The following is a 25631-nucleotide window of genomic DNA, read 5'->3' as shown; positions in this document are numbered from 1 at the left end:
TCTACATTACCTCCTCATTGAAAGGAAATAGGGAAAATTCATTATATATTGTTGATAAATCCATGTTTCTTAATTTCCATAAGTTAAAATGATAATATAAAGGATCTTTATTAGTTTCATCTTTATCTCTCTCAAGAAGACCTACCTCTACATTAATATTACCGATAAAATAAAAATCCATACTTTCAACAAACTTCACTTTCAATTTATATTTGACCTCATTTATTTTCCTTTCTATTTCTTGGAAATCAACACATTCTTCGAACTGACTGCCTCGAAAAAATTTAAAAAATGATATTCCACGTCCCGGCCTATCATCATATTCTACTATTTCCTCTCCCTTTTCTGGTCTAAACGTCAATTCTAATTCATCTATAAAACTTTGAGGTAAAATACTTTTAATTCTATAGTCTATTTTTTTACGGTGATTACCACATGTAATTGCTTTAATTTTTTCTTCAATATGCCATGGAAGAAAATAAAGTGGAATCATTTCTTCTATGCTATCCCTTACATTTATCTCTGATGTTTCCATTTCATTTAACATTTCAAAAGCTTCATCTAAATCATCCAATCCAAAATCTTCAACTGATATGTGTGGTTTAGAGTGCTTGCTTAGGTTTACTTTTGGATTTAGAAACCTAACTAGGTTATTCAACTCCAAACACCTTAAATTTACATCATTAACTTTTATTTCTATTTTCTCGAAATCTGTTCTTAAAAATACAAAATCCTCTTTTGTATGTGGATCGCATTTTTGTTCATAAAACTGGATTAATTTTTCCAACTCTATTCTCCCTATTATTATAATTATTAGAATTATTGCTACAATATTCCTATAAACTTATAATATCACATTTATCTACAGTAATTAGATAAAAAAACTTATTGATGTAAAAAATAACAATTTTACCTTTTATGTCCCTCGTTGTATCACCAAAGCAACTAAGCTTATTCTCTATTTGTCTTACTCTGTCATTTGTCCTAATATATTATTCCTTATGCGAAAAATAGTTGTACTAGATAATCTCATATGTTTGCCAATCACTCGCATACTATCCCCATCAAGCAATCTATGAAGTATCTCAATTTCTCTGTCACCTTGTACTAACGGAATACGTTTTTGAACCTCAGCAATCTTTTGCTCATATTCCTTAATTCGATAGTTTAGCATATATACACGACGTTGTACTTCTGTAAATACTGGATCACTAGTTCCACCACTAGCCTTTGGCAATCCTGCCTCAATTCCGTACATTGCTGTTTTTGCGCCAATGTAACTATTATTATCGACCTTAGCTACTGGCTGTCTTGCTTCCTCAATAGTTTCAACCATCCAACGATAATTCTCAATCCACTGAAGTAAATTCTCTTTAGTTACTTTAATTTGCCCAATTTTACCCATTAGGTTTGCCCTCCTACGGTGTGTTATAATAATGTTGTTAAGCACCGTCAAAGGGCATAAACCAATTCTTAGCTGTAGCGTCTGAACACGCTGCGGCTTTTCTGTTTATCTGCAAATCCCCAAGGGTATAATGTGTAAAAAGGAGTGACATTTTGAAAATCTTATTAGTTACCTCTAGCATAGTTGTCCCTGTGGTTATGGTTTATCTACAACATAAAAGCGATAAATTCAAAATGATTTTTAATATAGTTGCTGTTATATCAACAATAATTTTTGGTAGTATTGCGTCCACAACCATTTACCAAATCATTGTCGATGATGCTGTGTTTATGACTACAATTCATGCAATCTTTTTAAATCCATTTTTCTTGGTGACTGGCGCTTACCTCGGGGTATTCATCATTTACAGATTAATGATTATGGCATTGGAAGAAAGATAACCTTTTGCTCATATTGTGCAGTAGAATTATTATTCTTCGCTGTCTCTTGCTTCGTGATTGCAACTTGCACATACGTTATCATCGTTTACTAACTCTGCTTGCTCGCACATTTTGCAAATTTTTAATTTGTTGTATTCGCTCATTTTCATTCACCTCGATTTCTGAACATTTTCTTTCTAGTAACCTTTACAAAAGTTTTCAGAAAAGTTATACTATTCATATCCTTAATAGTATTTATTTTTTCCTCGAGAAGGTCTGGTCGGGACTCCATTTCTCGAGGATTTTTATTTATTACTTATTCCATCTACGTAAACGACTAATTTGCTCAAGCTCTTTCCCAATGCTCCGTAGTTGCCTATAAGTCTTGCATCTTCTGCATTTCTTACTTGGATCATAAGCTTTGCGTTTCGGACACCCTCGGCACTGGAGAAAAGCTATGTGGTCCTGTTGATTGATTAGCCTTGCTCTACGCTGTTTAACTTCCTTGCGTACCGCGTTCATTCAGGCACCCCATTCAAGCGTTACTACAGCCCTTGGATTATCCGAATACAACTTACGAGCAACTAATTCTGTCACTTGGCTATCGTCATGCCATAAAACCTTACTCAGACCATCTTTAATACCCTTCACCAGATTGTCGATGTCTGGCTTAGTTGTTGGTCTTAAATCACCATCTACAGCTTGCTGATGCTTTTTCTTACTAAATGATTTAGGTATCTTACGATAGACAACGATGCTTAGTCTTATCTCCTCTGTAATAAGTTCATCAGGTGCTATTTGTGAAGCTACCAATCTCACGAATGATTTATAGTCTTTGGATTCTTTTGGATCGAATGTGCCATTTCGTGTTACTCGTGGTCTTTGTTGTGCCTGCACATCTCCTGGTATTTCAAATTTGAGTACGTTCATGTTTGCCCTCCTAAACAATTTCAAAAAGTGAACCCTGTATATACCCCATCTCAAGGATTTGAGGATTTAACCAAAGGCTTTCGCATTTCTCTTGTGCTGCCTCAGTAGTGGCCATCTTCGAAATCCTTGTCCATCCTTGCAAAATATCGTTATACATATCGTTGTTATAGCCACTAATCATGGCATAACCTTTGTGGTTCATTAGTGCGTTTAATAAAATTTCGTGCTGTCCATCTGTCATTTCATGTGCATAGTGTCGTTTAGTACGAGTTCTTAATAGATACGGTGGATCACTATAAATCAAGCAATCTTCTTTGTTGTATCGGCCTATCAATGTTGCAGCATCTTGATTTTCTATTTGGACATTCTGTAATCGCTCGGTAGCTTCTAAAACTACAGCTGGTAGCTTGCGCCAATCAGGTAAAGCGCTGAATGTTGTTGAGTCCACGTTATGTCGCCAACCTGTACGATCACTTGTTTTACCACCGCGAGCCATCCAACAACGAACAAGGAATACTCTAGCTCTCTCTAAATCACTTAAATAACCTTGCAATGTCTCAAAAGATTCGTTGTATTCTTGTCTCGAATATGGTGTTAGTTGTATATGTTTGGCCAGCTGCTCAGGCTTTTCTCGAATGACCTTGAATAGGTTCACGATGTTGCCATCAATGTCATTCACTGTCTCAATTTTTGATGGTTGTTTATTGAATAACACTGCACCACTACCAAAGTGTGTTTCGAGATATACGTTGTGATTAGGCATTTGACCAACAATCCAATCAGCCAAATTCCACTTGCTACCTACGTAATTTAAAATTCTTTTCATTCCTTCACATCCTTACTAGCACTCTTAGAAGTCTGCTGATAAAACAAGCTAACGCCGTTCTACCAGCAGCGTGTATTTAATCCTCAAGCTTAACGAGCTGTAATCTGTTATTTACTTCACTTTTGGAACGTCTTTGATAAGCTTTAGATTGATAAAACCTAATTGTTGATGGTTTAACACCACAATCTGTTGCTATCTCTTTCACTGTTCCTATAGCTACCATCTGCTCACCTTTATAAAGTGCGTATTCGTTCATGCTGCACCTCAATAACCGTTTGTTTGTCTAACGTGGTTAATCTTGTTCTTTTGAAAATAAGCAGCCTCTATTTGTTCCCATGTGAAACCGAAACCATTCATACCGATGTTTAAGAACAAAATCCAAGCAGTTCTAAAGCAATATTGATTGTTTAAAAATCCAAATGTATCTTTACACTTAGTTTCTTCTTCATTCGTGAACTTACGGATGTAGGCCAAGCTTAAGAAATAGTCCATTTCCAAGAACCAACTTGTTAAATCACCATCAAATTCATCTGGATCAAGTTGTTCTTCATAAGTCCAAAGTGCATCTTCCCAACCTTTTTGGTTAGCAATAGATACGAAGAAGTGAACAGCATCGACGTATTCTTCAAGCAACGGATTCCTTTCACCAGATTCACCCGTACCATTACATTCTTCACATTTCATGAATTTATGTTTAGTGCCCGATTCCGCATCTTCTTGGACCATTTCATAATTCTCATCACCTGTACCTTGGCACGTCACACAAAGACAAATGACTGCTGTTCTCGGCTCCTGATCATTACTCCAATGTTTAAACCAACGACCTTCGTTAGCAAATTCAGCTAATTCAGCTTTTAGAGCTAAAAACGTGTTGGCTACTAAATCCTTGCCCTCTAGCCCTTTATCTTTGATAATTCGAGCATCAAGCTCTTTTTGTGCATCGATAATATTTTGTAGACTCATAAACTCACCTGTTCCCTTTCAGTGTTGAATTTCAATAGTATTTGATATGGTCGTGGATCGTGAGAGATGTAGTTCATCCGACTCGCAACGTTCCAACCTCTCTCCGTATCATCAGCAACCAATCTTTCTAATTCTCTTTGTGTTCTAGCCTTGGTGATTTTCTTTAGTTGTGCCATTTTTATCACCTCGAATATTTAATTTTCCCAAACCCTTTTGTAGTCTCTATAAAGTTCTGTAGGTGTCATTTTCCGTTTAGTTTGCAAACAATCCATACATTTTTCGTAAGTGATGTATCCGTCTAAATCCTCGTACCACACGTAAATCAATTCTTCCTTTGACCTGTGTTCGAAAAGGCACTTGTAGACAATCTTTACTTGTTTAGAACGGGAGGTCATCGCTACTAACCTCAATTGGCCCTTTACTATTTGCAAACGGATCTTCATCGACCCTTGTATAACTTGGTTGATTATTACCGTAATTCTGCCCTTGTGGAGCCCCTGTATTAGCTCCATGATAATTTGTACTAGATTCGTAGTTTGAAGTGCTCTGTGAGCCTCCTGTGCTTTCAGAACGAGTGTCTAAGAACTCGATGCTATTAGCTATGACATCAGTAGTAAAAACTCTTTGCCCCTGTTGATTTTCATAACTACCTGTTTGAATGCGTCCAACAACACCTATTCTGCTGCCCTTCTTTTGATAGTTAGCTAGACTTTCAGCGACTTTATTAAAAGCAATGCAATTAATGAAATCTGCTTCATCCCTTTTCATCTCTCGATTAACTGCTAGTGTGAACCGTACAACTGGAACACCTGACGGGCTATACTTGAGCTCTGGATCTTTTGTTAAACGCCCAATTAGTTGAGTTTGATTCAAACTATTTCCCCCTCAATAAATTTCAATAAATCTTGTTTCATCACATCAAAAGCATTTGTGTGCCCAACTACTTGAAAAGCTGGTTCACCATTTAACATTGTGTTCATGGAACTTTTGTAGAACTGGAACTCTTTAATGTCTTTGCCTTTTTGCAGTGAAAGACCGTTTACATACCTACCAGAAACACCTAAGTAGATAAAATATTTGCTCGACGGATGCCCTGCATAACGATTGTGTATGATGTCGCCTTTACGAAACTTAATCATGCTGTTTCCTCCTCATATTCACCTTTGTTTAGAATTTCAAAAGCGTAACTTCCGTCGTCATTTTCCGTTTCTCCCAAAGGCTCTCCATCCAACATCGCATAATATCCAGTTGGATAAAGCTCTACGCAATCTTTGTGATATACTTCATCGTTCACAAGCACTACGTCGTCATTCCAACCGATAGTTTCTTTACACGCTTCACAACACTTTAATTTCCCACTCATGCAGCCATAGCCCCTTCCATTTTTGAAATAAGATAATCTGTAGCTTCCTCAGCATCTTTCAGCCCTTTTAACGTTCTCAGTTGCTCCAAACGCTTATAAGCCATGATTTCGTTGTGCTTACCGCCAAAACGCTGGAATGTACCTAAATACAAGATGATTTGATCGATTAGAAATTGTTCATTCATGAGCTTCACCACCTAATGCCTTACGAGCAATTTCGTAAACAGACGTTTCCCAACCTTCCATGATTGGTTCTTCAGCTTCCATAATTTCTTCCAGTGCTTCACGAAGCTTTTTATTTTCTTCTTCAGCTCGTTTCAACTCAATGAACCGTTCCATTTCTAATTGCATGTAAACTTGTCCCATCACTCATTCACTCCCCACTAATTTGTTAAAAGCCTCACGGTCGCCAGTAGCCAAAGCGACATCAATAGCAACCTCTTTGTAATTTCGATTGTTGAAGTCCTCTATCTCAGTCATGAGTTTGTTCAATTCCAACTCACGGTAGGCTTCGTTCATCTTCGCCACGAAATCAGCGACTTGTTGAAAAGGATTAGGATTAGGATTAGTCATTTTGATCACCAACTAATTCAACATCTTCTGGCAATACTTTGAATCGTCTACCGATACTTTTAGCAACGATGTAAACTTTGTGGCTTTTACTTTGATTGAACTGATAACCGTATTCTCCGTCATGCTCTGTAACACCCTCTTTAATCGCTGTGACACCAACGATATGAAATATGTCATCAGGCTTTTCATTCGCATAAGTGTATAATTTACGACCACCATACCGCGTGCCATAAACCTTCTTTGACTCAGCAAAATTCTTTACTTTAACTTGTTGCAGAAACATCCCTTCACCCTCCAATCAAGGGGCTGTGCGCCCCTCACTTTAATCTGTAATTCAGTGATAAATCCTTATCAATTGTTAAAAAATATCGTTTACACATTTGATACAGCCTTGTACCAAGTGCCTCATCTAGTAAAATCATTTCGTTGAAGTCAAGCTCGCTACTAAGAAAGATAGGCTTTTTGTTCATGTATCGATAGTTAATCACCGAATAAATCTGCTTTATCTCCCATGAACTCGCCTGCGGTACTTTTATAGGCATATTTTTTTTATCTAGCGAAACCTCACCGTTACGATCACGTTTATTCACCGGCTTAAATAAGTCATCAATAAATAAAATGTCTACTTCCTTCATGCGAATAAGTTTTGCCTGTAATTTTTCAAAGTCGTCTCGTAAATCATCAAATCCTTCGACATAAGGGAAATACAAGACTGACTTTAGTTTCGTTTGCATCATGTTGTTGCTAAGTGCTGATAACAAATGTGTTTTACCAAAACCGGGTTGTCCAAGTACTGCAATGCCTACAGCCATTTCCTCAGCCTCAGTAAGTTCTTTAGTTGGCTTCTCAAATTCCTTGAAATACTTCATTGCTAAATCTTTCGCTTCAAATACTAGACTTGATTGCCCATCAGTGTAGTAATTTGCAAATGTCATAGCTTTAAAGTTATCTGTGATTTCACTGGCTTTGATTAGCTTGTTAGCAATCTTTTGCTTTTCACACGAACAGTCCACCCATACTTCAAATGATTTACCGTAAGTAATTTTTCTTTCATCCTCATCAACCTTCATTTCAAAGAAACCACCAACATCTTTGCATTTAGGACAGGCAAACTCTTTTTGTTCATTCATTGCTACTTCTTCTGGTGATAGCTTGAGGTACTTCTCTTGTATTTTTTGAATTACTTGCTGCATTGGATCCATCAATCTTCACCTGCCAATCTGCGTATGATTTAACTCCTTTTTCAGTGGACCAATTATGAAGAATACCTCTTACATACTCGATACTTGATTTACCTAGGTCTGCAGTAAGCTTGATAGCTTCGATAATGAGTAAGTAGTCAGGATACAGTTCTAGGAGCATGTCCATCTTTCGATGATCCGTAAAGTTACTGATTCGAATTGTTGAATCGTAGCAATTTTTAATCTCTAAGAAAGGATTGACCGACTGACTCTCTTCTCTCTCTGTCAGTACTTGGTTATTATCAGTATTTGGTTTATTCAATACTTGGTTATTATCAATACTTAGTAGTGTTCGATTTTCTACTTCTTGAAAACCTACTTCTTGGTTTTCTACTTCTTGCTTTTCTACTTCTTGAAAATCGGTAAGTAGAGAATTTATAGGTACTTCATGAACGATTGTTTCCCATTCTTTAATTCTTTGCCCTTCACGAATAGGTTTTCGTTCGATGTAGCCGCATGTCTTTAACTCATTGAAACCAGCTCTAAATGACGCTTTGCCGTCTGTCGAGTGAGTCATTAACTCGTCAATATAAAACACCCAATCATCTGGCATTGAAAGCATGTATGCCATTATGCCTTTAGCTTTCCAAGATAGCCGGTTGTCGTTCAATGCCGTTCGATTCATCACTACATAGTTGCTGTTCTTAGCCACTCGGATGATGCCCATTTGCCCTCACCTCTCCTACAAAATCCAATCTATGCCGTAACGCTTTTTATCTCTGTCGAGAGTTGCTATCCTACGCAACATGCGTTCCGGAATATCTTCTTTCGCTTTAATAAAGCCTTTGAAGTCATACACTAAGTAATCCTCTGCACCACATTTAATACATTCATCGTGACTAGGTTCGCTACGATGTGCTTCACCTGGTATCGGTGCCCAACGTTCTTTCCAATCATGTTGGCAATTAATCAAAATTTCATAGCCTTTATCGATTAATTGAGGTGAGCTTTTGCAATACTCTTCTTCATGGATTTTGGCACCGTACTTAGTGAGTAATCGTTTACCGCAATGATCACATTGAAATAATATTTGGTTTTCCAAGACCTTCATGATTCAACCCTCCTAGTAAGTTTTCACTGGCTCCCAATCGTTCGTATAAGCAGCCTCATTGAACTTATCTACTGGCATATCAATGTTGACTGGCTCATATGTCTCGAGCCATTTCGCGACATCGTAACTGATGAAAGCTTTATCACCGTAATTTTCATACATGTACTTTTTATGTGCCTCTGAATGTGCCACCACCTCTTCGACATCTTCTGGACCTGGCTGTTGACGGTCATTACGAACAGTGATGAAAGCATCTTGGATATCATCCATCGTTACGTCTCCATCAGGGTCACTAAAGTCTGCTACCTCAATATCCGCCGCTAAGTAACGCCCTTCTTTCTTCTTGTTTTTTAGTACAATTACTGGAACTGATTGAATAACTTCATCCTCACCACCGAAGATGTTTTGTTGAAATACTTTCATGCTTCAGCCTCCGTATTTTCAATATTCAAATTTTTAATAACGGACTTATTCACAAAATCCACATTATTCGTATTCAGGATTTCCAAACTCTGTCTCATAGTCATCTAAGATTATTTTTATACCACGTGCATATGCCTTGAACAAAGTGCGGCCAAATCCACGTAACCCGCCCATGATTACACTGTTTTTAAACTCACGTCCGCCAATTTCAGCAGTGTTAATAATTCCATCTGCGTTAAGTGTTAATCGGTATTTACATTCGTACTGACGTTTATCAGGCTCTGGATCAAAGTAAATGAATGTTAAGCTACTATAACTATCATCTACATGAACTGAAATTTCTTTGCATTCGTCATAACCCAACTCCTCAAGCTCCATTTCATCCTTGACCATTTCTAGAAGTAACTCAGAAAACTTAATATCTGCACTATCACCAACTAGCATTTCATCCAATGCTTCTTTCATTTTGGTAACACCTTGTTCGTGCATAATTGCTTCTGCATGCTCCTCAATTGTGTTTTTAATAATTAAATTGTAATCAGGTAACTTAAAATTGTTTATGTTCAGTTTTACTTGTTCTTTTAAGTTTTCTTCTAAGTGTTTACTAAAGCTAGACCATGAACCCAACGTGTCCTTAACAACGCTTTCTACAGTACTTTCTACTTGCTTGCGAATGATTTCTTCAATCTTTCCTTCTTCCACCATTTGATTAAAAACATTGTTCATCGTTTGTTGCATATCCATTTTCTCGTCCTCCTAAAATAATTTTTGTTCACGCTCACAAACCGCGAAACTACCACTAACTTTTATAACTCGATAGTTAGGATACCTGGTCATGTATTGCAGCACCAGGCGCTTAATTTCATCGTTATTCCCTCTTGCCTGTTGGAATATCCAAGCAGGCAGAAGGACTTTGTGTGGTACGTTATTCATTTATACCGCCTGTTGTTGCATCTTTTGTTGTGCTTCTTGTTGAGCAGCTGCAACCTGCATCATTCCGATACCTTCACGAATAGCTGGATCAGTTTTTTCTCCATTTGCGAGCCACTGGATGTAAGATATGTCATCTTGCCATATTTGTTTAAGTGTTTTACCTTTGTGCTTAGTACCGAAGTTTATAACAATAGCACCAGCTTCTTTTGCATTTGAAGGCATTGGAATATTGTTTCGGTTTGATGATTGCTGTGATGAGTTACCTTGTTGTCGATTAGAGTAATCGTACGTGTTACCACTAGCACCATTCGCATCATCATCTTTCTCTGTTGCAATACCTAGCATTGCCGATAGACTATAACGCTTCATATAAGTTATTTGTCCTCCGAAATCTTGCATCCCTGTAGCAGCTGGGAATTTTAGAGGTAATGACTTTACCCATTCACCAGAACTATGCAAAAACATAGTTTCAACACACGCTAATGGTCCGCGTTCTGTTGACTCTGTGTAACTGTTTTGAATAACTGATATTCCATTTTCTTTAAAAACCTTTCGAGCAGCTTCAAAAATACCGTTCAAATCTGTGTAATCAAATGAATAACTACCACCGGATTTCAAAGAAACTTTTACAGTAGCGTTATGTTTAGGTGTCTCTAATTCACCCCAAGACTTTGCTAACGCAGTAGCTATATTTGTGTTTTCTTGTGAGAAAATCATTAGTCATCCACCTCCACTTTGAATGTTGTAGTTTGAGGCTTCACTGTTACACCTGGCACTGCTTGTCCATAAGTATCAACTACAATTTGTTCATTACCTTGTTGAACTACTTTTAATGTTTTTTTGAGTTCGCCCCACTGTAATTTTCGAATAGTGTCCACTTCCGCATAAGGTAATTGATTCGCCATAACATAATGGAGTATAGCTTCATCATCTAATCTTTCTGGTTGCGCTTCATTTGTAATAGATCTCACTCGACCATATGGAGTAACGATACTTTTTTGTTTAGGATCATTAGCAAGAACATGTGAATGATACTCAAACACTTTTTGTTCAAAGAATGTAATGTCATTTATCAATCCAGCACTTTCTTTTTTCTCCCAAGCATTAATTCGCTCTCGTTCCGCAACCGCCAGTGATTTTATTTCATTCAACTTTGCATTGGCAGCATTGATTTTTCGTAATACCCAATTCAGTCCATCCATATCTTTAATGATGAATATCTGTTTTTCTTGTGGTTGCATTGCATTAAGTTCGTGTAATTCGGTTTCCTGCAACAAATTCATTAAAATACCTCCTTCGTTTGTATTTATTAGGCCCATGCGTTATAATTTGAGAAATGATATTTGGCATGGGCCTTACTTAATCCTCTCCGGTGCAACGGACAGGATTATTTTTTTGTATGTGCATAGCCATAATTCACTTCTACATAAGCAATTACCTCTGAATCGGTCATGTCATAAGTTGATTCATCTCTATATCCAGTAGCTAAGTAATCACTGATATTATCGATGTGTACGATCGCATCACCGATTTCGAAATACACGTCACCACTAGCTATGAAACTACCAAAATCATCGTGCATTTCGAAGCTTACAACTGGCTCGTAAGGAGGCACTGGATACTCAATGCGACCAAGTACCATTGGATTTTCTAGTAAAAGATTCATATAATCACCTTCTAAAACGGCATAGCGTATGCTTCTACATATTCAGGTGCTATTGCTGGACCATTCGCCACGAACGATATGCCATGCTTTACTATGTGGTAAGAAGTCCAACTGTAATCATTTTCACCTTGTACAACCTCGCTATGAGGAATACCGATTTTACTTAATGATTCTGGATGCAATAAACAAACTCTAACGTTCACATTCTCGATAGTTGCATCATATTGAGCTGAGATTACTTCACTTGTAGGAATACCATAGTGCATTAATAAAGTTGGTAACTGACTAAGTGCTGATACAGCATGTTGTAATTTCATTACTATCAACCCTTTCGAAATTTTTGATGGTTTAACCACCAATCTACTTACAAAACTGTCATCGCATCTGGGGCCTATTGGCTGTCGCTCGCTAAAGGTCTTGGCGTACTGTGCTAGGCTTTATAAATAGATTGCTAGTCCCATCAAGCAGCTCATAATGTGTTTGGCTAACCAGACCAATTTGAGGAGGATTATGAACTGCTTGACGAGAGCGAGATAACTCGCAAACGTCTTATTTAAGGTCATGCACCGTTGTCATGGCTTGACCGTATGCTTTACGTTCCAAAATGTTTATTGCATCGATGATGCTGTGTATCGCTTGGGCTATACCGCCATCACGATCTACTGCGTATATTTCATACAAAGCTCTCGCTTCGTTTTTAAGATTGTTTATGATTTCGTCCACTTTATTACCTCCTTGTGGTATACTGGACTTGTATATGTTGTCCGCTGTTTAATCACGCCATTGATTAAGCAGCTTTTTTATTGCCAACATGTGATGATCACTGGTACTCCGATAACTAACATCGTTAACGCGGCACCGATACAAAACTTTTTGTGTGATTCAGGTACATCATCCTCAGGTAAGTAAAAATAGTTATCTAGCCATTTCCACAACCTTCTTCACCACCTCTACGTTAATTCCCTTATCTACAAACTTGAGTGCTGTTAAGTACAATTCTTTTTGTCCTTCTAATTGTTGAATACGAGATATTGAATTTTGCATATCACGACCACGTTCAGCGGCTAAACGATAACGACCATCTTGTGTGTGCATAGCTACTTCTTTCACCATGTCGTCGATACATGCTTTCTCTTTAATAATTTGGTTGTTGATTTGTTTTAAAGCATCCAACTTATAAACCCTCCTACTATTGATGGAACTGTTTGTGATAAGTGTGTAAGAGCATTCGCAACTTCCATTCCGAACATCATTGCTGTTCCGGCAAATTCCGATTCGGTAATTTTCAACCATGAAGCGAATGTGAAAATATCTATTGTCTTTCTGCCACTTTCTAATTTACTGATAGCTGATTGTGTACTATCTAATCGCTCCGCCATTTCTTCCTGAGTAATATTTGCATCGATGCGGAATTTCTTTAGCATCTTTCCGACTTTTGCAAAATCTGCAACCATATCTTTTTGCCCCTTTATTCCAATTTCGAATATATTCCTTAATCGAATACCAATTTCGACCAAGTTAACTTAATATAAAGATAAGAGGTTGTTGCCCCAACCTCTTACTAGATTGGTAGTTTGACTTGAGGCCATTTGCCCTGGCCTCTCCTATGCTCTTAATAATCTGAGGCTTTCCTCTTCACTCACATAAATACCTAATCGTGAGTTCATGTACATCACATTTTTGTCTCGCCATTCAAACACTTTATCCCTTGGATAACGAGCCGTTAGTGCATGACATTTAGGAAAACCGTCCATACGAATGATCTTTTCTACAGTCTTTAACTCACACTGGAATATTTTAGCTACATGTTCTTTTTTTAAGTTTGGAGGTAGAGAATTTTCGAATTTTGCTTTCTCTAACTCTCGTCCATCCTCAACGCCCTGTTTATAAGCTTTTTGAAGAAAGTCAACTAATTCCGCGTTGAGTAAGGCATCTTTTAGTTGGTCTATAGTTAGATTCATTTTTGAAGACCTCCTTACAACCGATTTTCTGATCGTTTAAGAGCGTTACTGGCTTCTTGTAAAATGAAGATGATTTCATCTAATTCTTTATAGTCAAGACTTAAAGTAATACCTGTGTTTTCTGTAAAACCATCAGTTTCATTACCTTCTACTGGATTAATAGAAATAACAGATAAAGCGTGATCAACGTTTGTATCAGTTTCAATTGCAAATTGATCTGTGAGTAAAGTGTTTTTTCTGATTAGTTCTAACACTAGGCTCCCAACCCTTCTACTTTAATTTTGTGTGTTATAGCCATTTCTTTCACGATAGCTAAGTAGATTTCAACTAGTTTAGGATCATCAGCAATTACATCAATCTTTTTAAACTTTTCAATTTTTGCTTTAGAAATGATTCCGTTTGATAGAGCTTCTTTCTTTCGATTTTCCAAGCGAATATTTAAACGACAATGGCCACGTCTTTCTAACAACTCATAGCTTTCATTTCTCACTAGGCGATATTGTTCACCGCCTCCACGAGCTAAAGCGATTTTGTTTAGAATGACATTAACCTTGTCCTTCCATTCATTAGGATTAAGAGAAACAATTTGTGTGATGTTTTCTTGTTGAGCTTCTAGTTGAGCTGTTCGTTTTTCTACTACATTCAAACGACGTTCTTGTTCAACACCTTGTTGAGCAATCATAGCGATAATTTCTGCTTGAGTTGGTTGCGGCATAGTGAAATTCACTTTCTGCTTCTCTTCCATTTCGTTAAACCGTTCGATGTATGCTATGGCAAATTGAGTACCCTTTTCACCAGTCATACGTGTGCCATAAAGTTCGCAACCTTTTTTTGTAAGTAAGTAACATGGTTGCTGTTTGTTTTGAGAATTTGTGTATTCACTTTCAATGAAATAGGACTCCACAAAAGTGTGGTCACCTAATTGCTCGATGATATTGCGAATGTCTCGTGTAACTTGGTCATGACGACGACCAACCATTTCTGCCACTTCCGTACTTTGGATATTTCTTGTTAATTGATTCATGATAAAACCTCCTGTGTTTTAATATTTTCCAATCTGCTAAACTATTGGTAGATTGGAGGTGATTGATTTGATAACTCATGCAGATGTAAAATGTTATAACTGTGACAATACCTTCCCGATTTACTGGCATAATTGGGAAAAGCAACTTCCTATTAGTTGTCCTTATTGCGTAGCTAAATTTACTGAGCGAGCAGAAGAAATGTTAAAAAACGCTTTAGGTGCTGCTGCTGATTTAAATAAAGAACTACGTAGTGACCATATGGATGGCACTAATCCTGATTTATTTCAAGTTAATTTCAAACATGTATACGTTCCACTCGAAAAATATCGCTTAGATGATTAAGTAACTGAAATGAATTGAACTCATTAAGTCCGTTGCGAACTAGAACTTCTCTTATTTCATTTACAACTGTTTCGTAGCGGTCTTTACCAAGTTGGATTTGTAACTCTCGCATCTCGAATTTATTTTTATTGAGTAATTTTTCAATTTCAGAACCTGTTTTCTGATTCACATTTGCACCCCCCTTTCGAGTTATATACAGATTAACTGGTGATGTGTGGACAATTAGATGACCGTCTTTTAATATTCACCCTACACAACAAAATGTTGTGTTGTTATTTAAAAAAATTTTTGATGGTTCCATATCAAATAATGCTGAAATAGCTAATGCAACCTCTAACGATGGTGTTCTTACACCTTGCTCAATCATTCCATAATAGCTTTCAGTAATCGATATACCATAATCATTTGACAGTTTTTCTACTACATCTTTTTGTAGCCAGCCTTTTTGTTTTCTTGCATTTACAAGACTAGTACGGCGGTTTGTGATTTTCAAAATCGCACCTCCCAACTTTTTGTTGTTTTTATCTTACCCAACAAAAAGTTGTTTGTCAACACAAAACTAGACTTTTTGTTGTTTTTGTTTTTTATTTAACTATTTACCCAACAAATAGTTGTATAATGATATTACATTTTTAAATGAGGTGTGATTATGTCTAATGTACCGCAAAGGCTAAGAGAATTAAGGAAAGAAGCTAAGTTAACACAATCAGATGTTGCAAAGTTTTTAAATATTTCCGAAAGTGCATATGGGTACTACGAACAAGGACGTAACGAAATATCTATAGGTAGCGTTCAGAAGTTAGCAGAAAAATATAACGTAAGTGTCGGTTATATTCTTTGTGAAACAGATGAAAAACAACCTTATGATAGCGAAGCTGCATTTCTAGCATTTGCTAATGATCCTGAGTTACAGGTCTTTTATAAAGAACTTCCTGAGTCGGATGAAGAAGCAGTTCGTCGATTACGTGATATTTGGGAAATTATAAAACATGAAAAGAAGTAAAAATTTACTAAAGCCCTTCTTCCCAGAAGTGGGGTTTTATTGTAAACTAAAATAGAACATATGTTCTAATAGATTTAGTTTGGGGCTGATTTGAATTTCTTATAAAACGCATACAGAAGATTTTATTGAAAATCTATACACTCGATTAGGTATCTTTTCACCATATCAATTAGATTTTAGAGAGATAGCCTATAGATTAGACATTCAATTATATTATTGGAAAAATCCTAGTCAGGCTTTATTCCTTAAAGGCAAAGTTTATATTTTTTTAAATGAGGATTTGAATGAGCAGGAAATGTGGCAAGATTTTTGTCATGAACTTTGTCATGCGCTCTGGCATAGTGGAAGTCAAAAAAAGATGCCGTATTCATGGATAGAGTATCAAGAGTGGAAGGCAGATAATTTCATGCTACATGCATGTGTTCCTACTTTTATGCTAAATAAGTTGGAGCTGCCTTTTAATGAAGAAAAAGCAATTCATCTTATATGCGAACAATTTAAAGTAGAAGAAGATGTAGCTTATAAGAGATTGCACCATTATTCTTATAATCATTTTTATAATAGAGACTTTCGTGAAGAAAGGAGTAATTTTAGTGGGATATGTTAAAAATATAGGAAAAAATAAATTCAAACTTATAGCTGATTTAGGATATCGAGGTAATCGACGCATTCGGAAAACTAAAAATGTAGAAGCTAAGAATGAAAAAGAAGCGATCCGCCTATTAGTTTTATTTGAAGAAGAGATGAAACAGAATAAAGATGTTTATTTTAGTGATATTGATTCGATAACATTAAACAATCTTTATCCTCGTTGGAAAGAAAACTATGCAAAACAACATTATAGCGCTAGATCTTTTAAAGATAACTGCACACATTTAGAAAAACGCATTCTCCCTATTTTTGGTGATATGAAATTAAAAGATATTAAAAAAGTTGATGTGGTGTTCTTTGTTGGAGATTTACAGAAGAAAAAACGTAGGTTAGATGAACAAGAAGGTGAATTGGCACCTTCGACTGTCCATAATATTTATAAAGCATTCGCGAGTATTATGAACGTAGCTGTCCAATGGAACTTGATTGAAGAAAGTCCATGTAAAAATGTAAAGCTACCGAAACTTAAATACGAAGAAGGCACAGCGTATAACGCTGAACAAGTTAAATTGTTGTTTGAACGACTAAACAATCGTGAAACTGCCGAAAAAAGATTATTGGTTGAACTTGCTGTTGTAAGTGCTGCACGCCAGGGTGAATTAGTAGCGATAGAAGGAAAACACTTAAACACTGAAAACAATACTCTTTTAATAGAACAAGCTTTAGTTAATTTAACTGGAGATGGGATCATTGTAAAAGAGACAAAAGGTAAAAGAAAACGTGTAGTAACTATTCCATCGAATATAATGAATGATTTAGTTACACTTGCTGCAGTTAAAAAATATCAATTAGAAGAGGCTGGCACCGAGCGAGAATGGAATGAACACTTTTTTCTTTTCTCAAATGAATTCGGTAAACCATATCGCCCAGATTCAATAAGTCAATGGTGGGACCGATTTATGAAAAGGAATCCTGATTTACCTAGAATACGTTTCCACGATCTACGTCACACTTCGGCTACTTTATTAATTCATGCCGGAGAACACCCAAAAGTTATTCAATCAAGATTAGGTCATTCTAATATTACAACAACAATGAATACTTATGGACATCTTTTACAAGAAACCGATCAACGAGCTAGTTCTCATTTTGATAAACTTTTTGATGAAAAAGATTGATTTGGGCACCTCTTGGGCACCAAATAATAAAATATACATTTATGCATAAATATAAAAAGCCTTACAACCGTTATGGCTGTAAGGCTTAAGTTAGCGTCCCAGGAGGGATTCGAACCCCCGACCGACGGCTTAGAAGGCCGTTGCTCTATCCTGCTGAGCTACTGAGACATGATGTTATTTTTTTATGTAGTCCATATCAAGGACAATATTTATTATATGTGCTTTATATCAAAATGTCAACATTAATTTTACTATGAAGGCAAGGTTTGCCTCATATTAATATTATATGATTTCCTGTACCCCATTATGCCCTCCTCATCTCTACTTTTGCTAAAATAATGAAAAGCAAAAAAACTGAAGGTCGGACGAATGGAACGATATGATCCAAACTAATTTGACGAGTGTCTTTTTGTGTTCGAGAGAGGCTGCAAAAGTTATGCTAGCTAATGTCCAATGGTGGCTCAATCGTTTCTATAGCCTCTACACGTGCTGAGATGTCTGAGCCCCACACCGAAGCCTATGCAGCAACAAAAGGCGGTATCGTTGCATTTACACATGCTTTAGCGCGTTCTTTAGGTCCAGATCATATTACGGTTAATTGTATTTCACCTGGTTGGATTGAAACAGGTGATTATAAACAGCTCCGTATGATTGATCACGAGCAGCATTTATCGGGGCGTGTAGGCGTACCTGAAGACATTGCACAGGCTTGCTTATATTTAACTAGCCCCACAAATAATTTCGTCACAGGCATTAATCTAACTGTTGATGGTGGGATGACAAAGAAAATGATGTATGAAGAATAAGTCAAACTACTACTAATCAACAAACAAAAGCAAACCAGATTCACTAAGCATTTTTGAATCCGGATTCTATTTTTGGTGAATAAATTCTAGCTTGCTTACTCTTCGAATAATGAGCAATCGGTTGAATGCCTTGGACAGATTCCCTCACAAATGGAGCTAGTGTGTTGCTCTCAATGTTGATATGGACTCGTTGTAGCTGCCATGGCATATGATCTATATCTATGCGAAATAGGGAATTCTTCCACTTTGACCAAGAATGATAACGTTCTACTAACCATTTATCAAAGGTAGAACTACTTGTTTCACTGGCAATCGGTTGATATGAAATTTCCAACCTTTCATCGAGTGCACCTTGATATAAACTTGTAAAAGAGAAATTGTTCCCTATTTGTTTTAAAGCTATTTTTGAATGGCGATATGATAAACTGCCCTTTGTAGCTATTTGTACAATAAAACGATTCGTAACATCTAAGTTAAAGAAATAGATACCCTTCATGCCGTTATATGTAACATATGTCCGCACATTAAGCTGCAAATGAGTACCTACTCCTGGGAATGGTGGTAGAAATCTCAGTCGTTGTCCTTTTACTTTAAAAAGGACAGCACTAAGCCAAGCGTTATTTTCATAGAGATCCAGCTGCAACTCTTGCGGAATGTACTGTTCTAAATCCTTAGGTGATACTGGCCAATGTAGAAACAACACATCTTGCCATATTTGCGTTAAAATCCACGGTTTACTCCACATAAAATAACTCCTTTCTGTAGTTAGATTCTTTCCTACAAAGGAGTTATTCAAACGAAAATGATTATTTTTGTTCTGAATCTAATGTTTCTGTTTCAACATATCGGTAATATAAGTTGCGCAGTTCGGATTCTTTATAACTGCCTAAATGACTTTTATATTGTGGATGCACCAAAATACCATGATCTCGAAGTTGCTTCACAAACCAACCTTTTGAATACTTATGCACTTTACACATTCCCTTCACTACTATTCATAACATAGCGTATGCTCAGGAATTTATGTAGTGACATTTTTTCAAAATAAAAAAACAAAATGGGTCAAGGTAATTTTGGTGAATGTTGTTGCTATTTAAATAAGGATGATTCCGTTCCAGGCCACTCGCTTTCATACATAAGATACATACTATGTGAGTTGGTTGATTGGAGTGGAGACTGGGCGACTCCTTGGGGATTAGCAAATTGAGGAACGAAGGCTAAAACCATCACGTCCTGTAATAACGCCTTCGTGACCAACATCATGTTGGCCCGAGACCCCGGAGCCAGCAAATAGAGGAACGAAGGCTAAGAGCATCACGTCCTGTGATAACGCCTTCGTGACCAACATCGTGTTGGCCCAAGCGGCTCATCGGACGCCCCCAGGAAGCTTTGCTCTGTGCGAAAGCAAAGCGACAGCAACAAATGTTTTCTGTAGCGAAAGCAAAGCGGCAGCTACAAAGCGCCCAGTCGGAACGGAAATCAACCCCTCTTTTTGCCAAGAGGCATACTTTATTTAATATGGCTCTATTCCCTCGTTTTTCAACTTATGTGCCACAAAACGTTCGATATGGTTGGTTAGATGGCGTTGGTAATGTCGCATATTCCTGCTGCTCCACACAATGTGCAAAAGGTTGAGCAAGCGCATCCAATAATCGCTCCATAACGCTATAGTCACCCTGCTCAACAGCAGCCTCTAATGCTTCTTCTACACGGTGATTTCGTGGAATAACTGCTGGATTATAATCGCGCATTAATTGTTGAGACATATCTTTAGTTTCTTGCTGTCTTTCTATCCTTGCGAGCCAATTCTTATGCCATTCTTTAAATTCATTTGTATTAAATAACGGTGAGTCATCAAATTTATCGAAGGTTAATGCGATAAATGTATTCGTATAGTCAGCTTGATGTTGCTGCATTAACTTTAGAAACTCTTCAATGAGTGCCCCGTCCTGATCTTCTTCGTTAAATATCCCAAGCTTTGCCCGCATACCTGTTAGCCAGTTTGCATAATACAGCTGAGGATATTGCTTTAAAGTCTCTTGAGCTAAGTGTATAGCCTCTTCCTGATTTTCATGGATTAACGGTATTAATGATTCTGCCAGTCGTGTTAAATTCCATCCACCGATATTAGGCTGGTTCCCGTAAGCATAACGTCCCTGTCGATCAATAGAGCTAAATACTGTCGCTGGATCATACGTATCCATGAAAGCACAAGGACCATAATCAATCGTCTCTCCACTAATGGTCATATTATCTGTGTTCATGACGCCATGAATAAAACCAACTAGCTGCCATTTTGCAATGAGAGATGCTTGTTTCTTGATAACTTCCTGTAGTAGTGTTAAATAACGATTTTTAGTTTCATCAGCATTAGGAAAGTGACGTTCCAAAGCATAATCCGCCAAAGCTTTTAGCTCATCCTCAGTTCCAAAGTTCGCTGCATATTGGAAAGTTCCTACTCGCAAATGACTGCTTGCAATACGGGTTAAAACTGCACCTGGAAGTTCTGTTTCACGGATGATCGATTCTCCAGTAGTCACGACAGCTAAACTTCGAGTAGTTGGAATACCAAGTGCATGCATGGCTTCACTAATAATATATTCACGTAGCATTGGACCAAGTGCTGCTCTACCATCTCCGCCACGGGAATAAGGAGTTCTTCCTGAGCCTTTTAATGCGATATCAAAGCGTTCATGAGCTGGTGTTAGTTGTTCCCCTAATAACAGTGCTCTTCCGTCTCCGAGCATATTAAAGTGACCAAATTGATGACCTGCATAAGCTTGTGCAATGGGCATGCCACCAGTTGGATTGTTGTTACCTACAAAAACCGCTACTGCTTCCTCGCTTTGCAAAGCATCGACGTTTAATCCAAGTGAATTGGCAACTGATTCATTTACCATTATTAACTTTGGTGAACGAACTGGATTTAAATTAATTAATGAATAAAAAATGCTTGGTAGGCGAGTATAGCTATTATCAAAATTCCATCCTATTGTATTTTCCATGTTTTCTCCTTCGTTACGTTTATCTTTATTTTTTCTACTTCGTCATAAACAATTCATAGCCATTTTTACCATTTTGTCTTACCAATCGGGCCGAGATAAAACAAAAAACGCTTAGAGTTTCTAAAACTTAAGCGTTTTTGTTACATCATTTTCGCATAAACTTGTGGCTGGAAATACAGCTATTATCATCCGTAAAGAACTTTACTTCAAAATACGTAGCTTCAACCTCTACAAGAGCAAAGCTTTTTTCTTTACGACCACGTGGTTTTAATAAGCTCCCAGGATTTAAAAATAACACATCATCAATCATTTCCGCCCCAAGAATATGAGAGTGACCAAAGCACGCAATTTGTGCATCTACCTCTTTGGCACGATATGATAACGATAAGATTGAAGTTTTAACATTGAATAAATGTCCATGTGCTACAAAGACTGTGACGTCCTCTAAACCGAATACTTCCTCATTAGGGAAGGCTTGATCGATGTCACAATTTCCGCGTACTTTCTTCATGCCATCCAATGCTTTATGAGAGAAAGGAAGCTCACTATCTCCACAATGAATGAAAGCATCAGCATTTGGGTAAAAGCTACGCACTTTTTCAATCACATTACTATCACCATGTGTATCACTCATGACCAGTATTTGCATGGATATCACCTCTTATTTTATAAGATTAGGTAATTGTTCCTTCAACTTTCGAATAGCATTCCCACGGTGGGAAATTGCTCCTTTTTCATCGGCTGTTAGCTCTGCCATCATACGGTTTAAGCTTGGGACAAAGAAGACTGGATCGTAACCAAATCCGTTTGTACCACGTTTTTCGTGTGCAATGATACCTTCACAAGTACCAAAAACTGTTGTCGTTTCAAAATCAGGTCCTGCAATAGCGATGCAACAGCAGAAGCGTGCTGTACGCTTTTCATCTTCGACATTTTTTAGGTTTTCTAACAACTTAACCATGTTTGCTTCATCATCATGATCACCCGCATAGCGTGCAGAATAAACACCAGGTTCACCATTTAATGCATCCACAGCTAAGCCACTATCATCAGCAATAACAATTGTGTTTAGCTCTTTTGCCAATGCTTCTGCCTTTAAGATTGCATTTTCCTCAAAAGTAGTGCCTGTTTCTTCTATTTCCATCTCTGGGGCAACATCAAACATCGTTACTACTTCATAGCCAAGTGGACCAAATAACGCTTCGAAATCTTTTGCTTTTCCTTTATTTTTAGTTGCAATGACTACTTGTTTCATGTTATTCATTTCCTCCCACTTTGTTAGCCAATTCACCTAGTGTCTCTTTTTGAAGTGCAATCAATTGTTGAATGCCTGCTTCACCTAACGCCAGCAGTTCATTTAACTCTTCACGTGAAAAGGTTGCTTCTTCACCTGTCCCTTGAAGCTCAACAAAGCGTCCTGCACCTGTCATGACGATATTCATATCTACAGCAGCAGCAACATCTTCAACGTAGTTTAAGTCTAAAATTGCTCCGTGATCCTCTACAATACCAACACTTGTTGCAGCTAAATAGTCTGTGATTGGGAATTTTGCTAATTGTTTTTCTTCTACAAACTTAGCAATTGCTTGTGTCATCGCTACAAATGCTCCTGTAATTGAAGCTGTACGCGTCCCTCCATCTGCTTGAATCACGTCACAGTCAATCCACACCGTACGCTCACCAAGTGCTTCTAAATCAACGACCGCACGTAATGAACGACCGATTAATCGTTGAATCTCCATTGTGCGGCCATTGACTTTGCCGCGAGATGATTCACGTGCTGTACGCTGTGCTGTTGCACGAGGTAGCATCGAGTATTCTGCAGTAATCCACCCTTTGCCTTGTCCACGTAAAAATCCAGGAACCTTATCCTCAATCGTTGCTGTGCAAATTACTTTTGTATTGCCTACTTGAATTAACACTGAGCCTTCTGGGTGCAATAAATACTCACTATCTATTTTCACAGGACGCAGCGCATCTACATTTCTTCCATCAAATCTTGTCATAATTTTCGTTCCTCCTAAAATCTTTCGCGCACTCATCTTAACATAATTTTCACCTTCAAAAAAGTGCTCGGTCCCCTTATGTACAATGCTAAAAACGGCAAAAATCAGCCTAGCCCCTAGCTAAGCTGATTTTTTATTTTAATGTCATACGTTTTATACGGAGAGTACCTTGCTCAAGCCAGCTTTCAGCAATTGAACGGAAAATCGGTACTGAACCAGTTGCATAAAATTTATGGGCAGGCACAGCGTCTGGATCAGCCAAAGTGCCATTATATTCAAGCATTTCTTGAACATCCTTTGCTGTTTCCTCAGCAGAAGAAAGCACAAAAACTTCTTCTCCTACAACAGCTTCAATTTGTTTTTGCAGAATTGGATAGTGCGTGCATCCTAGTATGACCGTATCAAATTGTTCATTTTTCAACGGCTTTAAGCCTTCCGCAATTAAATTATTTGCAAATTCGCCTTTATATTCGCCACTTTCTACAAGTGGTACGAATGTTGGACAAGCAAGCGGAATAATATGAGTCGACGTATTCAGTGATAATAAGGCTTCCTCATACGCCCCGCTTTTAATTGTTCCTTCTGTTGCAAGCACAACGACTTCATGTCGCTTCGTTTTCTTTACAGCTGCACGTGCGCCAGCATTAATAACGCCTAGTACCGGAAAAGGCATATTTCTTTGTAAACTTTCGAGTGCTACTGCAGTCGCTGTATTACAAGCAATGACGAGCATTTTGATATTCATTTTTTCTAGTGCTTTTGCCATTTGCCAAGTGAAGTTTCGTACTTCCTGACGACTTCTTGGACCATACGGACATCTTGCTGTATCACCAATATAATAGATCGTTTCGTTTGGTAACAGCTTCATTATTTCTTTTGCTACGGTTAAACCGCCTACTCCTGAGTCAATAACGCCTATCGGGGCATTCATACTTTCCGCCTCAATCCTGTTTCATGTGTACATGTAGTTTTTCTAAATAGCTTGATAATTGCGCGACTTCTTGTTCATTAAAACCAACAAGTTTCTCTTGCAAATATTGCTGTCTTTTTTCAATAACCTCTTGAATAATACGTTCGCCCTTCTCGAGAAGATGAACAACAACGACACGACGATCATTTTCGTCACGCATTCGCTTGACTAATTCATTTTTCTCCATTCGGTCCACTAGATCTGTTGTTGTACTAAAAGCTAAGTATAATCGATTTGACAGGTCGCCAATTGTTATATCTCCAAGCTCTTCTAACCACTGTAATGCAACAAATTGTGGCGGCGTAATCGCATATTGTGAAACAATCTCTCTTCCTTTTTGCTTCACAATCGCCGCTATATAGCGTAATTCCTTTTCAACCGTTGCAACGGTTTCAGGTGAGTGCTTTGTTACTTCATCCGACATATAACTATTTCACTCCTAAAAATACGTTGAATAGTTCTATTTTGTCGTTTTTTTTCTGAAATAGCAAGTGTCCAATTAGTCTAATTTAAATTCTTCTAAGCGTAACAGCTCAATTAACGCCTGAGATCGATTCGTTACACCTAACTTTTGAATTGTATTGGAAATGTGATTTCGCACTGTTTTTTCACTAATACCAAGTTGCTCTGCAATATCCCTCGTTGTTTTTTCAGCTAATAAAAGCGCAAATATTTCACGTTCTCGGTTCGTTAAAAGAGAACGATGATGAGAGCCATTCATTTTCAGTTACACCCTCCTCCCCCGCACGTATTGTAACTTATGTTAAGGAATGAGGAGCGGTGACGGCTATTTTCATTAATATCTCGTGTTTCCTAAAAAAAATCGGAAATTACTTCCACCGATTAATGAATTTATTTAAAAATGGATCATCACCATAACAAGTGGTTGTTTTCCGTTCCGACTGGGCGCTTTCACGGGGCGTATAATGAGCCGCTGATTCTCAAGGAGTC

General features: G+C 37.5%; 44 protein-coding genes, 1 tRNA gene and 1 pseudogene. 6 read left to right on the top strand and 40 right to left on the bottom strand.

Annotation, left to right across the window (positions count from 1 at the left end; all coding sequences use genetic code 11):
• Position 1: 1 nt before the first annotated feature.
• Both ACIQ7T_RS03070 and ACIQ7T_RS03065 read right to left on the bottom strand, forming a co-directional pair.
• Positions 2–787 (bottom strand): hypothetical protein, encoded by a 786-nt coding sequence (locus ACIQ7T_RS03070; RefSeq protein ID WP_402868538.1) that lies wholly within the window; start codon positions 785–787, stop codon positions 2–4.
• Positions 788–967: 180 nt separating this feature from the next.
• A complete protein-coding gene (locus ACIQ7T_RS03065; protein WP_402868536.1) occupies positions 968–1405 on the bottom strand; it encodes a hypothetical protein in 438 nt (145 codons plus the stop codon).
• Between the two features lie 152 nt (positions 1406–1557).
• Here ACIQ7T_RS03065 and ACIQ7T_RS03060 point away from each other — a divergent pair, with 152 nt between their 5' ends.
• Positions 1558–1845, top strand: a complete 288-nt coding sequence (locus tag ACIQ7T_RS03060) for a transposase (RefSeq protein ID WP_402868535.1) — start codon at positions 1558–1560, stop codon at positions 1843–1845.
• 501 nt (positions 1846–2346) lie between these two features.
• On the opposite strand, the gene ACIQ7T_RS03055 is transcribed toward ACIQ7T_RS03060, so the two are convergent.
• From ACIQ7T_RS03055 to ACIQ7T_RS02925, 27 genes are all read right to left on the bottom strand, one after another.
• Positions 2347–2754, bottom strand: a complete 408-nt coding sequence (locus ACIQ7T_RS03055; RefSeq protein WP_402868533.1) for a RusA family crossover junction endodeoxyribonuclease — start codon at positions 2752–2754, stop codon at positions 2347–2349.
• Between the two features lie 10 nt (positions 2755–2764).
• Entirely contained in the window at positions 2765–3580 is an 816-nt protein-coding gene (locus ACIQ7T_RS03050) for a DNA adenine methylase (RefSeq protein WP_402868531.1), read from the bottom strand.
• 76 nt (positions 3581–3656) lie between these two features.
• Positions 3657–3836, bottom strand: coding sequence for a hypothetical protein (locus tag ACIQ7T_RS03045; RefSeq protein WP_402868529.1), 180 nt, complete (start codon positions 3834–3836; stop codon positions 3657–3659).
• Between the two features lie 8 nt (positions 3837–3844).
• A complete protein-coding gene (locus ACIQ7T_RS03040; RefSeq protein ID WP_402868527.1) occupies positions 3845–4543 on the bottom strand; it encodes a dUTP diphosphatase in 699 nt (232 codons plus the stop codon).
• A gap of 378 nt (positions 4544–4921) precedes the next feature.
• The gene (ssb, locus tag ACIQ7T_RS03035; RefSeq protein WP_402868525.1) at positions 4922–5416 is read right to left on the bottom strand and encodes a single-stranded DNA-binding protein; all 495 of its coding nucleotides are present in this window, start codon (positions 5414–5416) and stop codon (positions 4922–4924) included.
• Positions 5413–5682 (bottom strand): hypothetical protein, encoded by a 270-nt coding sequence (locus ACIQ7T_RS03030; RefSeq protein WP_402868523.1) that lies wholly within the window; start codon positions 5680–5682, stop codon positions 5413–5415. The genes ssb and ACIQ7T_RS03030 overlap by 4 nt, the downstream gene beginning before the upstream one ends.
• Positions 5679–5906: a hypothetical protein gene (locus tag ACIQ7T_RS03025; protein ID WP_402868521.1), complete on the bottom strand. Its 228-nt coding sequence runs from the start codon at positions 5904–5906 to the stop codon at positions 5679–5681. The genes ACIQ7T_RS03030 and ACIQ7T_RS03025 overlap by 4 nt, the downstream gene beginning before the upstream one ends.
• Positions 5903–6091, bottom strand: coding sequence for a hypothetical protein (locus ACIQ7T_RS03020; protein ID WP_402868519.1), 189 nt, complete (start codon positions 6089–6091; stop codon positions 5903–5905). The genes ACIQ7T_RS03025 and ACIQ7T_RS03020 overlap by 4 nt, the downstream gene beginning before the upstream one ends.
• Positions 6084–6272, bottom strand: coding sequence for a hypothetical protein (locus ACIQ7T_RS03015; protein ID WP_402868517.1), 189 nt, complete (start codon positions 6270–6272; stop codon positions 6084–6086). The genes ACIQ7T_RS03020 and ACIQ7T_RS03015 overlap by 8 nt, the downstream gene beginning before the upstream one ends.
• Positions 6273–6275: 3 nt before the next feature.
• On the bottom strand, positions 6276–6479 hold the full coding sequence (locus ACIQ7T_RS03010) for a hypothetical protein (protein ID WP_402868515.1): 204 nt from the start codon (positions 6477–6479) through the stop codon (positions 6276–6278).
• Positions 6472–6762 (bottom strand): hypothetical protein, encoded by a 291-nt coding sequence (locus tag ACIQ7T_RS03005; protein ID WP_402868513.1) that lies wholly within the window; start codon positions 6760–6762, stop codon positions 6472–6474. The genes ACIQ7T_RS03010 and ACIQ7T_RS03005 overlap by 8 nt, the downstream gene beginning before the upstream one ends.
• Positions 6763–6796: 34 nt before the next feature.
• The gene (locus ACIQ7T_RS03000; RefSeq protein WP_402868511.1) at positions 6797–7681 is read right to left on the bottom strand and encodes a DnaA ATPase domain-containing protein; all 885 of its coding nucleotides are present in this window, start codon (positions 7679–7681) and stop codon (positions 6797–6799) included.
• Complete coding sequence (locus ACIQ7T_RS02995) at positions 7602–8387, bottom strand: DnaD domain protein (RefSeq protein WP_402868509.1); 786 nt, start codon at positions 8385–8387, stop codon at positions 7602–7604. Before ACIQ7T_RS02995 ends, ACIQ7T_RS03000 begins: the two co-directional genes overlap by 80 nt.
• Before the next feature lie 15 nt (positions 8388–8402).
• Complete coding sequence (locus ACIQ7T_RS02990; protein WP_402868507.1) at positions 8403–8771, bottom strand: hypothetical protein; 369 nt, start codon at positions 8769–8771, stop codon at positions 8403–8405.
• A 12-nt stretch (positions 8772–8783) separates the two neighbouring features.
• Positions 8784–9194, bottom strand: a complete 411-nt coding sequence (locus ACIQ7T_RS02985; protein WP_402868505.1) for a hypothetical protein — start codon at positions 9192–9194, stop codon at positions 8784–8786.
• Between the two features lie 63 nt (positions 9195–9257).
• Positions 9258–9938 (bottom strand): hypothetical protein, encoded by a 681-nt coding sequence (locus ACIQ7T_RS02980; protein WP_402868503.1) that lies wholly within the window; start codon positions 9936–9938, stop codon positions 9258–9260.
• Between the two features lie 189 nt (positions 9939–10127).
• Positions 10128–10844: an ERF family protein gene (locus ACIQ7T_RS02975; RefSeq protein ID WP_402868501.1), complete on the bottom strand. Its 717-nt coding sequence runs from the start codon at positions 10842–10844 to the stop codon at positions 10128–10130.
• Complete coding sequence (locus ACIQ7T_RS02970; protein ID WP_402868499.1) at positions 10844–11410, bottom strand: host-nuclease inhibitor Gam family protein; 567 nt, start codon at positions 11408–11410, stop codon at positions 10844–10846. Before ACIQ7T_RS02970 ends, ACIQ7T_RS02975 begins: the two co-directional genes overlap by 1 nt.
• A gap of 104 nt (positions 11411–11514) precedes the next feature.
• On the bottom strand, positions 11515–11793 hold the full coding sequence (locus ACIQ7T_RS02965) for a hypothetical protein (RefSeq protein WP_402868497.1): 279 nt from the start codon (positions 11791–11793) through the stop codon (positions 11515–11517).
• Between the two features lie 11 nt (positions 11794–11804).
• Positions 11805–12110 (bottom strand): hypothetical protein, encoded by a 306-nt coding sequence (locus ACIQ7T_RS02960; RefSeq protein WP_402868495.1) that lies wholly within the window; start codon positions 12108–12110, stop codon positions 11805–11807.
• A 232-nt stretch (positions 12111–12342) separates the two neighbouring features.
• The gene (locus ACIQ7T_RS02955; protein ID WP_402868493.1) at positions 12343–12516 is read right to left on the bottom strand and encodes a hypothetical protein; all 174 of its coding nucleotides are present in this window, start codon (positions 12514–12516) and stop codon (positions 12343–12345) included.
• Between the two features lie 77 nt (positions 12517–12593).
• Positions 12594–12728, bottom strand: coding sequence for a hypothetical protein (locus ACIQ7T_RS02950; protein ID WP_402868491.1), 135 nt, complete (start codon positions 12726–12728; stop codon positions 12594–12596).
• Positions 12709–12966: a hypothetical protein gene (locus ACIQ7T_RS02945; protein WP_402868489.1), complete on the bottom strand. Its 258-nt coding sequence runs from the start codon at positions 12964–12966 to the stop codon at positions 12709–12711. Before ACIQ7T_RS02945 ends, ACIQ7T_RS02950 begins: the two co-directional genes overlap by 20 nt.
• Positions 12954–13247: a helix-turn-helix domain-containing protein gene (locus tag ACIQ7T_RS02940; RefSeq protein WP_402868487.1), complete on the bottom strand. Its 294-nt coding sequence runs from the start codon at positions 13245–13247 to the stop codon at positions 12954–12956. Before ACIQ7T_RS02940 ends, ACIQ7T_RS02945 begins: the two co-directional genes overlap by 13 nt.
• 150 nt (positions 13248–13397) lie before the next feature.
• Positions 13398–13754, bottom strand: a complete 357-nt coding sequence (locus ACIQ7T_RS02935) for a hypothetical protein (RefSeq protein ID WP_402868485.1) — start codon at positions 13752–13754, stop codon at positions 13398–13400.
• A gap of 14 nt (positions 13755–13768) precedes the next feature.
• Positions 13769–14008, bottom strand: a complete 240-nt coding sequence (locus ACIQ7T_RS02930) for a hypothetical protein (RefSeq protein ID WP_402868483.1) — start codon at positions 14006–14008, stop codon at positions 13769–13771.
• Positions 14008–14778 carry a Rha family transcriptional regulator gene (locus tag ACIQ7T_RS02925; RefSeq protein ID WP_402868481.1) on the bottom strand — a complete coding sequence of 257 codons (771 nt, stop codon included), beginning with the start codon at positions 14776–14778 and terminating at the stop codon, positions 14008–14010. The genes ACIQ7T_RS02930 and ACIQ7T_RS02925 overlap by 1 nt, the downstream gene beginning before the upstream one ends.
• A 67-nt stretch (positions 14779–14845) precedes the next feature.
• Here ACIQ7T_RS02925 and ACIQ7T_RS02920 point away from each other — a divergent pair, with 67 nt between their 5' ends.
• Positions 14846–15121 (top strand): hypothetical protein, encoded by a 276-nt coding sequence (locus ACIQ7T_RS02920; RefSeq protein WP_402868479.1) that lies wholly within the window; start codon positions 14846–14848, stop codon positions 15119–15121.
• Positions 15122–15365: 244 nt separating this feature from the next.
• On the opposite strand, the gene ACIQ7T_RS02915 is transcribed toward ACIQ7T_RS02920, so the two are convergent.
• The gene (locus ACIQ7T_RS02915; RefSeq protein ID WP_402868477.1) at positions 15366–15614 is read right to left on the bottom strand and encodes a helix-turn-helix transcriptional regulator; all 249 of its coding nucleotides are present in this window, start codon (positions 15612–15614) and stop codon (positions 15366–15368) included.
• A 156-nt stretch (positions 15615–15770) separates the two neighbouring features.
• On the opposite strand from ACIQ7T_RS02915, the gene ACIQ7T_RS02910 reads away from it, so the two are divergent.
• The 3 genes from ACIQ7T_RS02910 to ACIQ7T_RS02900 all read left to right on the top strand — a co-directional run bounded on the left by ACIQ7T_RS02910 (position 15771) and on the right by ACIQ7T_RS02900 (position 17893).
• Complete coding sequence (locus ACIQ7T_RS02910) at positions 15771–16124, top strand: helix-turn-helix domain-containing protein (protein ID WP_402868475.1); 354 nt, start codon at positions 15771–15773, stop codon at positions 16122–16124.
• Between the two features lie 94 nt (positions 16125–16218).
• Positions 16219–16731 carry an ImmA/IrrE family metallo-endopeptidase gene (locus ACIQ7T_RS02905; RefSeq protein WP_402868642.1) on the top strand — a complete coding sequence of 171 codons (513 nt, stop codon included), beginning with the start codon at positions 16219–16221 and terminating at the stop codon, positions 16729–16731.
• Positions 16718–17893: a tyrosine-type recombinase/integrase gene (locus ACIQ7T_RS02900; protein ID WP_402868473.1), complete on the top strand. Its 1176-nt coding sequence runs from the start codon at positions 16718–16720 to the stop codon at positions 17891–17893. Before ACIQ7T_RS02905 ends, ACIQ7T_RS02900 begins: the two co-directional genes overlap by 14 nt.
• 94 nt (positions 17894–17987) lie before the next feature.
• On the opposite strand, the gene ACIQ7T_RS02895 is transcribed toward ACIQ7T_RS02900, so the two are convergent.
• Positions 17988–18061 (bottom strand) — tRNA-Arg (locus ACIQ7T_RS02895).
• Between the two features lie 196 nt (positions 18062–18257).
• Here ACIQ7T_RS02895 and ACIQ7T_RS02890 point away from each other — a divergent pair.
• A pseudogene (locus ACIQ7T_RS02890) lies at positions 18258–18699 on the top strand (SDR family oxidoreductase); the annotation flags it as partial.
• A gap of 43 nt (positions 18700–18742) precedes the next feature.
• On the opposite strand, the gene ACIQ7T_RS02885 reads toward ACIQ7T_RS02890, so the two are convergent.
• The 9 genes from ACIQ7T_RS02885 to ACIQ7T_RS02845 all read right to left on the bottom strand — a co-directional run bounded on the left by ACIQ7T_RS02885 (position 18743) and on the right by ACIQ7T_RS02845 (position 25401).
• On the bottom strand, positions 18743–19444 hold the full coding sequence (locus tag ACIQ7T_RS02885; RefSeq protein ID WP_402868471.1) for a YqjF family protein: 702 nt from the start codon (positions 19442–19444) through the stop codon (positions 18743–18745).
• 61 nt (positions 19445–19505) lie between these two features.
• Positions 19506–19679 carry a DUF2639 domain-containing protein gene (locus ACIQ7T_RS02880; RefSeq protein WP_370075542.1) on the bottom strand — a complete coding sequence of 58 codons (174 nt, stop codon included), beginning with the start codon at positions 19677–19679 and terminating at the stop codon, positions 19506–19508.
• 564 nt (positions 19680–20243) lie between these two features.
• Entirely contained in the window at positions 20244–21704 is a 1461-nt protein-coding gene (locus tag ACIQ7T_RS02875) for a protein adenylyltransferase SelO (RefSeq protein WP_402868469.1), read from the bottom strand.
• A 145-nt stretch (positions 21705–21849) separates the two neighbouring features.
• Positions 21850–22353 (bottom strand): metallophosphoesterase, encoded by a 504-nt coding sequence (locus ACIQ7T_RS02870; RefSeq protein ID WP_370075546.1) that lies wholly within the window; start codon positions 22351–22353, stop codon positions 21850–21852.
• 12 nt (positions 22354–22365) lie between these two features.
• Positions 22366–22959, bottom strand: coding sequence for an XTP/dITP diphosphatase (locus tag ACIQ7T_RS02865; RefSeq protein WP_402868467.1), 594 nt, complete (start codon positions 22957–22959; stop codon positions 22366–22368).
• A gap of 1 nt (position 22960) precedes the next feature.
• On the bottom strand, positions 22961–23710 hold the full coding sequence (rph, locus tag ACIQ7T_RS02860; RefSeq protein ID WP_370075550.1) for a ribonuclease PH: 750 nt from the start codon (positions 23708–23710) through the stop codon (positions 22961–22963).
• 133 nt (positions 23711–23843) lie between these two features.
• Entirely contained in the window at positions 23844–24641 is a 798-nt protein-coding gene (gene racE / locus ACIQ7T_RS02855) for a glutamate racemase (RefSeq protein ID WP_370075552.1), read from the bottom strand.
• 10 nt (positions 24642–24651) lie between these two features.
• Positions 24652–25104: a MarR family winged helix-turn-helix transcriptional regulator gene (locus ACIQ7T_RS02850; RefSeq protein WP_323653188.1), complete on the bottom strand. Its 453-nt coding sequence runs from the start codon at positions 25102–25104 to the stop codon at positions 24652–24654.
• Between the two features lie 75 nt (positions 25105–25179).
• Positions 25180–25401 carry a helix-turn-helix domain-containing protein gene (locus ACIQ7T_RS02845; protein ID WP_004226437.1) on the bottom strand — a complete coding sequence of 74 codons (222 nt, stop codon included), beginning with the start codon at positions 25399–25401 and terminating at the stop codon, positions 25180–25182.
• Positions 25402–25631 lie beyond the last annotated feature (230 nt).

Origin of the sequence: Lysinibacillus sp. NPDC096212 (assembly GCF_044763105.1) — a bacterium.
Lineage (GTDB): Bacteria > Bacillota > Bacilli > Bacillales_A > Planococcaceae > Lysinibacillus.
Note: the sequence above shows the minus strand (reverse complement) of the source record. Positions and strands in the feature narration are given on the sequence as shown.